Below are 13,081 nucleotides of genomic sequence, written 5' to 3' on the forward strand. Positions count from 1 at the left end.
AGAGGCGCCCCCCGAGCTTCTATAAAAACAACAATCGGAGATCGACCCATGAGCCAGGAGCTGCGGCTTATTCGGCGCATCACGCTGAAACTGATTCCCTTCCTGATCCTGCTCTACCTGATCGCCTACGTGGATCGCTCGGCAGTGGGTTTCGCCAAGCTGCACATGGGCGCCGATGTCGGCATTGGCGACGCCGCCTATGGCCTGGGCGCGGGGCTGTTCTTCATTGGCTACTTCCTGTTCGAGATTCCCAGCAACCTGATGCTCGACCGTTTCGGCGCGCGGCGCTGGTTTGCGCGCATCATGCTGACCTGGGGCGCGATCACTATCGGCATGGCCTTCGTGCAAGGGCCGCACAGTTTCTACCTGATGCGCTTTTTGCTCGGCGCGGCGGAGGCGGGTTTCTTTCCGGGCGTGCTGTACTACATCACCCAGTGGTTCCCGGTGCGCCATCGCGGCAAGATCCTCGGGCTGTTCATCCTCTCCCAACCCATTGCGATGATGATCACCGGCCCCGTGTCCGGCGGCTTGCTGGGCATGGACGGCATCCTCGGCCTGCATGGCTGGCAGTGGTTGTTCGTTGTCATCGGCACGCCGGCGCTGTTGCTGACCTGGCCTGTGCTGCGCTGGCTGCCGGACGGCCCCCAGCAGGTCAAGTGGATGAGCGAGGCCGAGAAAACCTGGCTCACCGGCGAGCTGAATAAAGACCTGCAAGCCTACGGCCAGACCCGCCATGGCAACCCGCTGCATGCGCTGAAGGACAAGCGAGTGCTGCTGCTGGCGCTGTTCTACCTGCCCGTAACCCTGAGCATTTATGGGCTCGGCCTGTGGCTGCCGACGCTGATCAAGCAGTTCGGCGGCAGTGACCTGGTCACCGGTTTTGTCTCGGCGGTGCCGTATATCTTCGGCATCCTCGGCCTGCTGATCATCCCGCGCAGCTCCGACCGTTTGAATGATCGCTACGGCCATCTCGCGGTGCTGTATGTGCTGGGCGCCATCGGGCTGTTCTTGAGTGCCTGGCTGAGCTTGCCGGTGCTGCAAATGGCCGCGCTGTGCCTGGCGGCGTTCGCGCTGTTTTCCTGCACGGCGGTGTTCTGGACCTTGCCGGGGCGCTTTTTTGCCGGCGCCAGTGCGGCGGCGGGCATTGCGTTGATCAACTCGGTGGGCAACCTCGGCGGCTACATCGGCCCGTTCGTGATCGGCGCGCTCAAGGAGTACACCGGCAACCTGGCCTCGGGCTTGTACTTCCTGTCGGGTGTGATGGTGTTCGGGTTAATCCTGACCGGCGTGGTGTATCGCGTGCTGGAACGCAAGCACGTGCTGCCCGCCGAGCAATTTGCCGCCAGCGCCCGGGGTGCCACGCGTACTTAATCGAGGAGAAATTTCATGCGTTTAGTTCAGTTTGAGTTACGCAACGGTGAGCGCCGTGTCGGCGTCGTAGAAGGCACCCAGCTGCGCGAAGTGCAAACGGCCCGCAACGTGCGTGAGCTGGCGTTGGCGGCCATCGAGGCGGGCATCAAGTTGGCGCAGCAGGTCGACAGGCTGGGCCTGGGCGACAGCTACGACTACGGTGCACTGCTGGCCGACCTGAAAATCCTGCCGCCGCTCGACCACCCGGACCCGGCTCACCTGTTGATCAGCGGCACCGGCCTGACCCACCTGGGCAGCGCCTCGGCGCGGGACAAGATGCACCAGCAGGCCGGTGACGACAGTGCGATGACCGACACCCTGCGCATCTTCAAATGGGGCGTGGAGGGCGGCAAGCCCGCGTCTGGCCAAGTCGGTGTGCAACCGGAGTGGTTCTACAAAGGCGACGGCAGCATCGTGGTGCGCCCGGGCCAGGCTTTCCCGGTGCCGCCGTTTGCCGAAGACGCCGGTGAAGAACCGGAAATCGGCGGCCTCTACGTGATCGGCCACGACGGCAAACCCTATCGCCTTGGTTTTGCCATGGGCAACGAATTCTCTGATCACGTGATGGAGCGCAAAAACTACCTGTACCTGGCCCATTCCAAGTTGCGCAGTTGCAGCTATGGCCCTGAGTTACGCGTTGGCGAGTTGCCGCAGCACCTGGCGGGCACCAGCCGCATCCTGCGTGACGGCGAAGTGATCTGGCAAAACGAATTCCTCAGCGGCGAGGCCAATATGTGCCACAGCCTGGAAAACCTTGAGTATCACCACTTCAAATACAGTCAATTCCTCACACCGGGCGACGTGCACGTGCATTTTTTCGGCACCGCCACCTTGTCATTTGCCGACGGTATACGTACCCAACCGGGCGATGTGTTCGAGATCAGCCAGGCCGAATTCGGCGCGCCGCTGGTCAACACGGTCGGCAAGGCCGACGCGGTGTTCGAGCCCGGCAATGTCATCACCCTTTAAGGAGATCTACATGACCCAATTCCTCGGCCACAACTACATCGGCGGCCAGCGCAGCGCCCTCGGCAGCATGACCCTGCACAGCGTCGATGCCAGCACCGGCGAGGCCTTGCCGCAGGATTTTTTCCAGGCGACCCCCGAAGAAGTCGACGCCGCCGCCACGGCGGCCGCCGCTGCTTACCCGGCATACCGCGGGTTGAGTGCTTCGCGGCGCGCGCAGTTTCTCGACGCAATAGCCGACGAGCTGGACGCGCTGGGTGATGAGTTCATCGCGTTGGTCTGCCGCGAAACCGCGCTGCCCGCCGCGCGCATCAACGGCGAGCGCGGCCGCACCAGCGGCCAGATGCGCCTGTTCGCAACGGTGCTGCGCCGTGGCGATTTCTACGGCGCACGCATCGACAAAGCGTTGCCCGAGCGTCAGCCGTTGCCGCGTCCGGACCTGCGCCAGTACCGCATTGGCCTCGGCCCGGTTGCCGTGTTTGGCGCGAGCAACTTTCCCCTGGCATTTTCCACCGCCGGTGGCGACACCGCAGCCGCGCTGGCGGCGGGTTGCCCGGTGGTATTCAAGGCCCACAGTGGGCACATGGCTACGGCCGAGCAGGTCGCCGATGCAATCCTGCGCGCGGCCCACGCCACCGAAATGCCGGCGGGCGTGTTCAATATGATCTTCGGCGGCGGCGTCGGTGAGGCGCTGGTCAAGCACCCGGCGATCCAGGCGGTCGGCTTTACCGGCTCGCTCAAGGGCGGTCGCGCCTTGTGCGACATGGCCGCCGCCCGGCCGCAGCCGATCCCGGTGTTTGCCGAGATGTCGAGCATCAACCCGGTGATCGTATTGCCGCAGGCGTTGCAGGCGCGGGCGCACACCATCGCCCGCGACCTGACGGCCTCGGTGGTGCAAGGCTGTGGTCAGTTCTGCACCAACCCAGGCCTGGTGATCGGCATCGCATCGCCGCAGTTCAGCGCATTCACCCAGCAGGTGGCCCGCCTGATCAATGATCAGCCGGCACAAACCATGCTCAACGCCGGCACCTTGAGCAGCTATGGCAAAGGCCTGGAAAAGCTGCTCGCGCACCCAGGTATCCAGCATCTGGCGGGCAGTGCCCAAGCGGGCAATCAGGCGCAGCCGCAGCTGTTCAAGGCCGACGCCCGCCTGCTGATCGACGGCGATGACGTGTTGCAGGAAGAGGTGTTCGGCCCGACCACAGTGGTGGTCGAAGTGACTGATCAAACCCAACTCGGCGCCGCCTTGCAGGGGCTGCACGGCCAACTGACGGCGACGATTATTGGCGAGCCGGCCGACTTTGAGCAGTTCACCGAACTGACCCCGCTGCTGGAACAAAAAGTCGGCCGCATCCTGCTCAATGGCTACCCAACCGGCGTTGAAGTCTGCGACGCGATGGTCCACGGCGGGCCCTATCCGGCCACCTCGGACGCGCGCGGCACTTCGGTCGGTACCCTGGCCATCGACCGCTTTCTGCGTCCCGTGTGCTTCCAGAATTACCCTGATAGCCTGCTGCCCGACGCGTTGAAAAACGCCAACCCGTTGCGCATCCAGCGGCTGGTCGATGGCACGCCATCGCGCGAGCCGCTGTAAAAAACAGGAGTTCACATGCCGTTTAATGCCGTCACCGCACACCGTGCACAGTTGGGCGAAGGCCCGTTTTGGGATGCGCCGACCCAGGCGCTGTATTGGGTCAATATTATCGGCAAACAGGCGTTGCGCCTGATGGACGGGCACTTGCAGATCTGGCAGTTGCCCGAGCACGTTTCGGCGTTTATTCCGTGTGAAAGCGGCGATGCGCTTGTGACCTTGAGCAGCGGCGTCTACCGGCTCGACCTAGTGACCGAAGCGCTGACGCTGCTGTGTGTGGCCGACCCGCAACCTGGCAACCGGGGCAATGAAGCGCGCTGCGATGCCCAGGGTCGCCTGTGGCTGGGCACCATGCAGAACAACATTGGCGAGCAGGGCGAAGACCTGCCGATCACCCGACGATCCGGTGGCCTGTTTCGCATCGACGCCGATGCGCAGGTCACGCCGCTGCTGGGCGGCCTGGGCATTCCCAACACCTTGCTGTGGAGCGAGGACGGCAGCCAGGTGCATTTCGGCGACAGTATGGACGGCACGCTTTATCGGCACGTGATCCAGGAGGGCGGCCACCTCGACCCGGCGCAGGTCTGGTTTGGCCCGCATCCACGCGGTGGGCCGGACGGCTCGGCAATGGACAGTCAGGGCTATGTCTGGAATGCACGTTGGGACGGCAGTTGCCTGCTGCGCCTGACGCCCGACGGTGCAGTGGACCGCGTCATCGAACTGCCCGTCAGCCGCCCCACCAGTTGCGTATTTGGTGGGCCCAATCTCACCACGCTCTATATCACCAGCGCCGCCAGCCCATTGGATCACCCCCTGGATGGCGCGGTATTGGCCATCGAGGTCGATGTACCCGGTACACCGTGTCACCGCTTTGCCGGTTAAATCCTGACATTCAAAAACAACAACAAGGAGTCACCCGTATGAATCGTCGTCGTGGTTTGCGTTCCCTGTGCTGCGCCGCTGTGGCGGTGTCAGCCCTGGGCCTGAGCGGCCTGCTGCTGGCTGCTGAAGAAGTGAAGATCGGTTTCCTGGTCAAGCAGGCTGAAGAGCCGTGGTTCCAGACCGAATGGGCGTTTGCCGAAAAAGCCGGCAAGGAACATGGCTTCACCGTGATCAAGATCGCCGTGCCCGATGGCGAGAAAACCCTGGCCGCCATCGACAGCCTGGCGGCAAACGGCGCCAAGGGCTTTGTGATCTGCCCGCCGGACGTGTCCCTCGGCCCGGCCATCGTCGCCAAGGCGCGCGCCAACGGCCTGAAAGTGATTGCCGTGGATGATCGCTTTGTCGATGCCAAGGGCAACTTCATGGAGGACGTGCCGTACCTGGGCATGGCCGCTTTTGAAGTCGGCCAGAAGCAGGGCGCGGCGATGGCGGCTGAAGCGAAAAAACGCGGTTGGGACTGGAAGGAAACCTATGCGGTGATCAACACCTTCAACGAACTCGACACCGGTAAAAAGCGCACCGACGGCTCGGTCAAATCCCTGGAAGATGCAGGCTTTCCAAAGGATCACATCCTGTTCACCGCCGCCAAGACCCTCGACGTTCCGGGCAGCATGGACGCCACCAACTCGGCCTTGGTCAAACTGCCCGGCGGCGCGAAAAACCTGATCATCGGCGGCATGAACGACAACACCGTGCTCGGCGGCGTACGCGCCACCGAAACCGCAGGCTTTGCCGCGGCCAATGTGATCGGCATCGGCATCAATGGCACCGACGCCATCGGCGAATTGAAGAAAGCCAACAGCGGCTTCTTCGGCTCGATGCTGCCCAGCCCGCACATTGAAGGCTACAACACCGCGAAGATGATGTTCGACTGGGTCACCACCGGCAAGGAACCGCCCAAGTACACCGCCATGGATGAAGTGACGCTGATCACCCGCGAGAACTTCAAGCAGGAACTGGAAAAAATCGGCCTCTGGAACTGAGGGTTGGCCAAACCGATGAACCACTGCTGAGTTACGCCGAGACATCACTGAATGTGGGAGCGGGCTTGCTCGCGAAAGCGCAGTGTCAGTCACTGCATCTGTCGCTGAACCAGCGCTTTCGCGAGCAAGCCCGCTCCCACAGTTCAGTCGGCGGAGAACTTGAACACGGTGTTCTGGGTGTAGGTCTGCCCAGGGTTCAATCGGGTCGAAGCAAATGTTGGCTGGTTGGGTGCATCCGGAAAGTGCTGGGTTTCCAGGGTAAACGCGCTCCAATGCGCATACGCCTTGCCGGCCTTGCCCTTCACCGTGCCATCCAGGAAGTTGCTGGTATAGAACTGCACGCCGGGCTCGGTGGTGTAGAGCTGCAAGCGGCGGCCGGAGGCGGGGTCGTGCACCTCGGCGGCGAGTTGCTTGATATCGCCTTTGGTGTCCAGCGCCCAGTTGAAGTCAAACCCACCCTGTTTGGGCTCGGCGAACTTGAGCTGCGGATGGTCGTCCTTGATGCGCTGGCCGATTGGCGTGGGTGTGAGGAAATCCATCGGCGTGCCTTTGACCGGTGCCAGTTCGCCAGTCGGAATCAACGTGGCATTCACCGGCGTGTAGTGGCTGGCATGCAAGGTCGCCACTTGCTTGAGGATGTCGCCATTGCCCGCGCCGGCGAGGTTGAAGTAGCTGTGGTTGGTGAGGTTCAGCACCGTGGGTTTGTCGGTGGTGGCCTTGTAGTCGATGTGCAGTTCGTTTTTATCGTTGAGGCTATAGGTGACCTCGGTCTTGAGGTTGCCGGGGAAGCCCATTTCACCGTCCTTGGACAGGTAGCTCAGCTTCACGCCGACCGAATCCTTACCCTTGACCGGTTCGGCTTGCCACACGTGCTTGTCGAAGCCCTGAGCACCGCCGTGCAGCGAGTTGGGCCCATCGTTGAGCGGCACCTGGTAACGCTTGCCATCGAGTTCGAACGCCCCGGCGGCCAGACGGTTGCCGAAGCGGCCGATGCTCGCGCCGAAAAAGGCCGTACCGCTCTGATAGCCCTGCACGTCGTCGAAACCGAGTACGACGTCATCGACCTTGCCGTTTTTATCCGGCACTTTCAGCGACTGCAATACGCCGCCGTAAGTGATCACCGTGGCTTGCATGCCATGGCTGTTGCGCAAGATGTATTGCTCGACGGCAGTGCCGTCGTTGGTTTTGCCGAAAGGCTTGTGTTCACTGCTAAGCCCGGCGGCCTGGGCGCCACCGCTGGCAATCAGCATGGACAGGGCGAGGCCCGAAAGCAGGTGTCGAGGGTGCTTCATGGTCGAACTTCCTTTTGTTGTTTTCAGTGGAATAGTTCTACTAATGTGCGATATTTCGTCGAGTTGACAGCGAATTTATAGCGTTAAACCCCAGATACGCAAAATAAAATAAGACTAATTGATTGAGGCAAGCGTTATATGAGTACTGCACACGCCGTTTATCCCGACCTGAAGGGTAGGACCGTACTGATTTCCGGAGGTGCCTCGGGCATTGGCGAATTCATGGTGCGCGCTTTCGCCGCGCAAGGCGCCAAGGTGGCCTTTGTGGACCGCGCGCAGAGCCAGGGCGAGCGTCTGGCGGCGTTGTTGAGTGACCAAGGGCATCGCGTTGAGTTCGTGTGCTGCGATATCACTGATGAAATCGCCTACAAAGCGGCGATAGCCCGTTTTGAGCAAACGCTGGGGCCGATCACCGTGTTGGTGAACAACGCGGCCAATGACGTGCGTCATACGCTGCAAGAGGTCGATTCGCAGATGTTCGACAGGCTGATCGCCGTCAACCTCAAGCACGCTTTTTTTGCTGCCAAGGCGGTGGTGCCGATGATGAAAAGCGCGGGCGGCGGGGCGATTATCAACCTCGGCTCGGTCGGCTGGATGATGGCGTCGGCGGGCTACCCGGTGTATGCCGCCAGCAAGGCGGCGGCCCATGGCATGACCCGAGCGTTGGCGCGGGAATTGGGCCCCAGCCGTATTCGGGTCAACACCCTGGTGCCCGGCTGGGTCATGACCGAAAAACAGCTGGCGATGTGGGTGGACGATGCGGCCAGGGAACTGATCAGCCGCAGCCAGTGTTTGCCAGGCAGTGTGCTGCCGGAACACATCGCCAACATGGCGCTGTTTCTTGCCTCCGATGCGTCGGCGATGTGTTCGGCACAAAACTTTATTGTGGATGGGGGCTGGGTGTAGGCCAGTTATTCGATGGGGTATTTCCTGAACGCCGGGTGCTGTTCCAGCTGATCGGCGTGGCGTTGCAGGTTGGGAAACGCCTGGGCCTTGAGCACCGTCGGCAGTTTTAACTGAGTGAACGACCAGGCGACGGCCGCCGTCAGCGCGGCCTGGTTCAGGCGTTCACCGCTCGCCTGGGCCAGGTGTGTTTCCAGCAGCGAATAAGCGGCCAGCAGCTGCCCGGTCACGCGATCCAGCCACGGTTCATGCAATTTTTCCGCTGGGCGCAAGTGGTGCTCGTAGACGATCTGCACGGTTTTCTCACACGCCGCCAGGGCCAGGCCGAGCACTTGCAGTTCTTTGGCGCGTGCACCGGCGTTGTGTGGCAGAAGCTTCTTGTCGGTCGGCGCCAGGGTTTCGAAGTAGTCCAGGATCAGGCTGGAATCCATCAGCACCGTTGCATCATCGAGCACCAGCGTGGGCGCCTTGACCACCGGGTTGATCGCGGAAAATTCAGCGTAGGTGCTGAACACCGAGAGCGACTCGTGTACGAAATCCACCCCGTACAGTTCAAGGGAAATTGCGACGCGACGCACGTAAGGCGAGTCCAGCATGCCGACCAGTTTCATGCAGCCTCCAAGGCTCTCGGGGTGTTTGGCTCAAGAGATTAAGGGCTCCGGGCCGGCCTGCGCAATGGCCGCGCGCAGCGGCTGATAGGCTTGCACGAGTTGCTCCAGACTGAACGCCAGGTTGCGCCCGCTCGGGTTGGGTAACACCCACACCGAGGCGCCGCCCATTCGCTGCGGCTGCAGCCCCCAGGCGATCTTGCGCTGGCCGGACAACGCGCTGTAACCGGGCTTGCCGAGGAACGCCACGATGCGCGGCCGGCAGTGGCGGATCTTGTGTTCAAACGCCGTCGCCGCTTCGGTGAATTCATGCCGCGCCAATTCCCCTGCGCTCGCCGTCGGGCGCTCGACCAAGGTGGTCAGGCCACAGTGATAGTCAAGCAGGCTGCGCCCATCCTCCGGGCGAATTTCATGCGGGGTAAAACCCGCCAGGTGCAACGTGCGCCAGAAGCGGTTGCTGCGATTGGCGAAGTGCTGGCCGAGGGCGGCAGAGCCCTTGCCCGGGTTGATGCCGCAGAACACCACGTGCAGGTGGTCGGCAAGGATGTCTTGGAGTCTGTCGCTCATGCTGGGCTCCTGGCACGACTCGCCCCGGGCGGTTGCCCGGTAATGCGCTTGAAGGCGCGGCTGAAGGCGGTCTGGGAGGTATAGCCCAGGCGCTGCGCGACTTCTTCGATCGGCAACCGCTCCAGGGTCAGCCATTGGCTGGCCAGGCGCATGCGCAGTTCCGTGGCGTAGCGCAGTGGCGGAATACCGAGGGTCGCCTGGAAGCGGTCGGCGAACACCGAGCGCGAGGTGTGCCCCTGCGCTGCCAACTCGGCCACGCTCCAGTCGCGGCCCGGTTGCTGGTGCAAGGCGAGGAGGGCGCGCGCCAATCGCGGGTCACGCAACGCGGCCACCAGGCCTGACGCGTTGCCACAGGCGCATTCGACCCAGCCGCGCACAATCATCGCCGCCACCACATCGGCAAGGCGCGCCAGGATGCCCGCGTAGCCGATACGGGCACTGCAGACTTCGCGCTCCATGGTCGCCAGAATCGGCATCAGCCCCGGATAACGCTGGCCCCGCGCATCGATCAGCATCATCGCGGGCATCAGGCGACCCAGCCCCTGGATGCTGCCCAATTCAAATTCCATGCAGGCGCTGAACAGCAAGCTGCCAGCTGAACTGTCGGCGTCGGTGGGGGCCTTCACGGCGCACACCGCATCACCGAGCGAGGCCGCTTCGAAGCTGCCGATATCCCGCACCGCTGCGCCCGGGCTCGACAAGAGTTGATGAGCGCCGCCATGGGAGATGAACACCGCATTGCCGGCCGACAGCGCGTAGAGGCTGCCGTCGTCCAGGCGCAAAGTGGCGCAACCCGCGGCCAGGAAGTGGAAATACGCGTGCCCGGGCTTGGCCTCAAAACCGACGCCGAACACAGGCCCGGCTTCGATGCGACGGTACTGCACCCCGCGCAGGCGCATGCCCTGCAGCAGCTCATTGATGAGGTCGGAAGAGACGGTAAACGCGTCAGTTGAAGTCATGCTCGGGGTTTCGGTCAAAAACTCAAGGGTTTGCATCATAGATCATCCTGGAGGGCGAACCTAGACTGGCGACCTCGCTCATTTCCTGAGGATGTTTTGTGATGAATGATTATGCAGCCCATGTCGGCACCAGGGCGCAGCCGACCACCCCGGCCTGGATGGCGGTGTTCTCCCTGGCAATGGGGGTGTTCGGCCTGCTGACGGCGGAATACTTGCCGGCCAGCCTGTTGACGCCGATGGCCTTGGACCTTGGGGTCTCGGAGGCATTGGCCGGCCAGGCGGTCACGGTGACGGCGGTGGTGGCGTTGTTCGCCGGCTTGCTGGTACCGGGCTTGACCCGTGGCCTCGACCGGCGCCTGGTGTTGCTGGGCTTTTCCACTCTGATGATTGCGTCGAACCTGCTGGTGGCGCTTTCGTCCAGCCTGGCCGTATTGCTGTTGATGCGCATCCTGTTGGGCATCGCCCTTGGTGGTTTCTGGAGCATGGCGGCAGCCGTGGCGATGCGCCTGGTGCCGCCTGCGCTGCTGCCACGGGCGTTGTCGATTATTTTCAGCGGGATTGCGGTGGGTACCGTCGTCGCCGTGCCGTTGGGCAGCTACCTTGGCGGTGTGTATGGCTGGCGCAGTGCGTTTGTCGCGGCGGCTGCGGTGGGGGTGGTGACGCTGGTGTTTCAACTGTTCACGTTGCCGCGCCTGGCGCCGACCGACACCGCGCGCCTGCGCACCGTGCTGGAGGTGCTGTTGCGCCCAGGCATTGCCATGGGCATGTTCGGCTGCGTGCTGGTGCACACCGGGCATTTCGCGCTGTTCACTTATATCCGGCCGTTTCTGGAAAGCACCACAGGGGTTGGCGCTCAGGGGCTGGCGTTGATGCTGCTGGGGTTTGGCGCGGCCAATTTCGTCGGCACGCTGCTGGCCGGGTGGATGCTGGTGCGCAACCCGCGCGGTACGTTGGTGCTGATGCCGGTGTTGGTGGGCGTTGCGGCGCTCGCGTTGGTGCTGCTGACGGCTTCGCTGCCGGGGCAAGCGATGCTGCTGGCGTTATGGGGGATGGCGTTTGGCGGCGTGCCGGTGGCGTGGTCGAACTGGGTGGCGCGTGCTGTGCCGGACCAGGCGGAAAGCGCCGGAGGCATGGTGGTTGCGTCGGTGCAGTCGGCCATTGCAGCGGGGGCTGCGGGGGGCGGCGCGATGTTTAGTCTGAGTGGGATTGGTGGCGTGTTTGTTGCGGCTGGGGTTTTGATGCTGCTGGCAGCTTTGTTGATTGCGTGGCGGGTGCGGGTGCCTGGGGGCTAGGCGAGTAGGTTTTAGTACATATCCATTATTTGCGAGAAGGCGAATATCGGTTCCGCTCTTACAGCGGGTCACTTTTGGAAAAGAGCCCCAAAAGTAACCAAAAGGGCTCTTGCCCCACCACTCGGCACCTCGCTCACGCTTCGGTGTGCCCTCACGCAGGCTTTGGAGCGGGGGCCGCCGCGATGGGCCATCCATGGCCCAACACGGCTAAACCGGCGTCCTGCCGGTTTACCCCCGCTCCAAAGCCTGCGTTCGGCCAGCGTGGTTTAACGGGGCGCCTAAGATCAAAATCAAGATCAAGATCTACAGCACGGCGGCCTAGTAGCCGACCTGAGTGGTTGAAGCAAAAGCAGGGCAAAAGCAGAGCTGCTTTTCTGTGGGAGCTGGCTTGCCTGCGATGCAGGCACCTCGGTACATCAGGCAAACCCAGTGGATGCCATCGCAGGCAAGCCAGCTCCCACATTGACCGAGTACACACACATCTACCTGATGTACTGAGCTCCAAATGTGGGAGCGGGCTTGCTCGCGAATGCGGTGGGTCAGTTACAAATTAGCTGAATGACACCCAGCCATCGGGAGCAAGCTCCCTCCCACAGTTAACCGAGTTCAGTTTCCAAGATCAGGTCGGCTGTCAGGCCGCCTCGCTCTTGCTTTTGATCTAACCACTCAGGTCGGCTACTAGGCCGCCGTGCTGTAGATCTTGATCTTGATCTTAGGCGCCCCGTCAAACCACGCTGGCCGAACGCAGGTAGTACGGAGCGGGTAAACCGGCAGGACGCCGGTTTAGCCGCGACGGGGCGGGGACGCCCCGTCGCGGCGGCCCGCTGCGTACTACCTTCGTTCGGGCACACCGAGCCTAAGCGAGGTGCCGAGTGGTGGGGCAAGAGCCCTTTGGTTACTTTGGGGCTTTTCCAAAGTGACCCGCCGTAAGGGCGGAACCCATACCCGCCATCACCCAAACAACGGATATGTACTCAAAAGCCCCGCGTTCAGTCTTCCAAGTTGGCCAGCAACGTCTTGGCAAAGTCATCGGAGGCAATAAAGTCCAATGTCTGGCGCAACTGCGCCGCCGCTTCCCGGCCGAACGCCTGATCAAAACGCTCCGCCATTTTGTTCGAAATACGCTTGGCCGCCGCATGTGTGCGCTTGCCCTGTTCGGTCAGCAGCACACGGCGCGTGCGGCGGTCGAATTCGTCCACCTGCAGTTCCACCAACCCATCGCGTACCAGCGGCTTAAGCGTATGGCCGAGGGCGGAAAGGTCCATCACCAAGGCTTGGGCCAGCTCGCCCATCTTCGGCGTACCCGCCTTGGCAATACGGTTGAGCACCGCAAATTGGGTAGCTTTCAACCCGCAGGGCGCATACGCCTCGTCATAGATCTGACCCAGGCGACGGGACGTGCGGCGCACGGCACCGTTCACGCAGGCGCTGGGGCTATCGGAGCAAGGCGGGGCAGATTTCAAGGGCAGATACTCTCTGATACAAAACACGACGCGGGTGATTATGCCTGCGCGACCTGTCAGGACAAGGCCTTTCAGACCGAAGATAGCTCGCAGATGAAGACTGAG

The 13,081-nt window shown here is 62.5% G+C and carries 12 protein-coding genes; 7 read left to right on the plus strand and 5 right to left on the minus strand.

What is annotated here, in order from left to right; genetic code table 11:
- Positions 1 to 48 precede the first annotated feature (48 nt).
- From AACW30_RS24700 to AACW30_RS24720, 5 genes are read left to right on the plus strand one after another with little or no spacing between them, the layout of a single operon-like run.
- Positions 49 to 1,371, plus strand: a complete 1,323-nt coding sequence (locus tag AACW30_RS24700; protein ID WP_200623689.1) for an MFS transporter — start codon at positions 49 to 51, stop codon at positions 1,369 to 1,371.
- A gap of 15 nt (positions 1,372 to 1,386) precedes the next feature.
- Complete coding sequence (gene araD1, locus AACW30_RS24705; RefSeq protein WP_179677217.1) at positions 1,387 to 2,379, plus strand: AraD1 family protein; 993 nt, start codon at positions 1,387 to 1,389, stop codon at positions 2,377 to 2,379.
- 10 nt (positions 2,380 to 2,389) lie between these two features.
- Positions 2,390 to 3,970, plus strand: a complete 1,581-nt coding sequence (locus tag AACW30_RS24710) for an aldehyde dehydrogenase (NADP(+)) (RefSeq protein ID WP_200623690.1) — start codon at positions 2,390 to 2,392, stop codon at positions 3,968 to 3,970.
- A 15-nt stretch (positions 3,971 to 3,985) separates the two neighbouring features.
- A complete protein-coding gene (locus AACW30_RS24715) occupies positions 3,986 to 4,849 on the plus strand; it encodes an SMP-30/gluconolactonase/LRE family protein (protein ID WP_200623691.1) in 864 nt (287 codons plus the stop codon).
- Positions 4,850 to 4,887: 38 nt separating this feature from the next.
- Positions 4,888 to 5,892 (plus strand): substrate-binding domain-containing protein, encoded by a 1,005-nt coding sequence (locus tag AACW30_RS24720; protein ID WP_200623692.1) that lies wholly within the window; start codon positions 4,888 to 4,890, stop codon positions 5,890 to 5,892.
- Positions 5,893 to 6,035: 143 nt separating this feature from the next.
- Here AACW30_RS24720 and AACW30_RS24725 read toward each other — a convergent pair whose 3' ends face one another.
- Positions 6,036 to 7,184, minus strand: coding sequence for an aldose epimerase family protein (locus AACW30_RS24725; protein WP_200623693.1), 1,149 nt, complete (start codon positions 7,182 to 7,184; stop codon positions 6,036 to 6,038).
- Between the two features lie 138 nt (positions 7,185 to 7,322).
- On the opposite strand from AACW30_RS24725, the gene AACW30_RS24730 reads away from it, so the two are divergent.
- Complete coding sequence (locus tag AACW30_RS24730) at positions 7,323 to 8,090, plus strand: SDR family NAD(P)-dependent oxidoreductase (RefSeq protein ID WP_200623694.1); 768 nt, start codon at positions 7,323 to 7,325, stop codon at positions 8,088 to 8,090.
- 5 nt (positions 8,091 to 8,095) lie between these two features.
- Here the strand turns inward: AACW30_RS24730 and AACW30_RS24735 are convergent, their stop codons facing one another.
- Genes AACW30_RS24735 through AACW30_RS24745 form a run of 3 tightly spaced genes read right to left on the minus strand, consistent with a single transcriptional unit; the run spans position 8,096 to position 10,257 of the window.
- Entirely contained in the window at positions 8,096 to 8,698 is a 603-nt protein-coding gene (locus AACW30_RS24735; protein ID WP_119736126.1) for a glutathione S-transferase, read from the minus strand.
- Positions 8,699 to 8,728: 30 nt separating this feature from the next.
- Positions 8,729 to 9,262 carry a G/U mismatch-specific DNA glycosylase gene (mug, locus tag AACW30_RS24740; RefSeq protein ID WP_200623695.1) on the minus strand — a complete coding sequence of 178 codons (534 nt, stop codon included), beginning with the start codon at positions 9,260 to 9,262 and terminating at the stop codon, positions 8,729 to 8,731.
- On the minus strand, positions 9,259 to 10,257 hold the full coding sequence (locus AACW30_RS24745) for an AraC family transcriptional regulator (RefSeq protein ID WP_200623765.1): 999 nt from the start codon (positions 10,255 to 10,257) through the stop codon (positions 9,259 to 9,261). Before AACW30_RS24745 ends, mug begins: the two co-directional genes overlap by 4 nt.
- A gap of 65 nt (positions 10,258 to 10,322) precedes the next feature.
- On the opposite strand from AACW30_RS24745, the gene AACW30_RS24750 reads away from it, so the two are divergent.
- Positions 10,323 to 11,513, plus strand: coding sequence for an MFS transporter (locus tag AACW30_RS24750; protein WP_200623696.1), 1,191 nt, complete (start codon positions 10,323 to 10,325; stop codon positions 11,511 to 11,513).
- Between the two features lie 989 nt (positions 11,514 to 12,502).
- Here AACW30_RS24750 and AACW30_RS24755 read toward each other — a convergent pair.
- Positions 12,503 to 12,976: a MarR family winged helix-turn-helix transcriptional regulator gene (locus AACW30_RS24755; protein ID WP_234452510.1), complete on the minus strand. Its 474-nt coding sequence runs from the start codon at positions 12,974 to 12,976 to the stop codon at positions 12,503 to 12,505.
- Positions 12,977 to 13,081 lie beyond the last annotated feature (105 nt).

The organism is Pseudomonas sp. MF6747 (genome assembly GCF_963890955.1).
In the GTDB taxonomy this organism is placed as follows: Bacteria; Pseudomonadota; Gammaproteobacteria; order Pseudomonadales; family Pseudomonadaceae; genus Aquipseudomonas.

Coding starts and splice junctions, on each gene's coding strand:
- AACW30_RS24700 (WP_200623689.1), top strand. CDS start 49: ATGAGCCAGGAGCTGCGGCTTATTCGGCGCATCACGCTGAAACTGATT.
- araD1 (WP_179677217.1), top strand. CDS start 1,387: ATGCGTTTAGTTCAGTTTGAGTTACGCAACGGTGAGCGCCGTGTCGGC.
- AACW30_RS24710 (WP_200623690.1), top strand. CDS start 2,390: ATGACCCAATTCCTCGGCCACAACTACATCGGCGGCCAGCGCAGCGCC.
- AACW30_RS24715 (WP_200623691.1), top strand. CDS start 3,986: ATGCCGTTTAATGCCGTCACCGCACACCGTGCACAGTTGGGCGAAGGC.
- AACW30_RS24720 (WP_200623692.1), top strand. CDS start 4,888: ATGAATCGTCGTCGTGGTTTGCGTTCCCTGTGCTGCGCCGCTGTGGCG.
- AACW30_RS24725 (WP_200623693.1), bottom strand. CDS start 7,184: ATGAAGCACCCTCGACACCTGCTTTCGGGCCTCGCCCTGTCCATGCTG.
- AACW30_RS24730 (WP_200623694.1), top strand. CDS start 7,323: ATGAGTACTGCACACGCCGTTTATCCCGACCTGAAGGGTAGGACCGTA.
- AACW30_RS24735 (WP_119736126.1), bottom strand. CDS start 8,698: ATGAAACTGGTCGGCATGCTGGACTCGCCTTACGTGCGTCGCGTCGCA.
- mug (WP_200623695.1), bottom strand. CDS start 9,262: ATGAGCGACAGACTCCAAGACATCCTTGCCGACCACCTGCACGTGGTG.
- AACW30_RS24745 (WP_200623765.1), bottom strand. CDS start 10,257: ATGCAAACCCTTGAGTTTTTGACCGAAACCCCGAGCATGACTTCAACT.
- AACW30_RS24750 (WP_200623696.1), top strand. CDS start 10,323: ATGAATGATTATGCAGCCCATGTCGGCACCAGGGCGCAGCCGACCACC.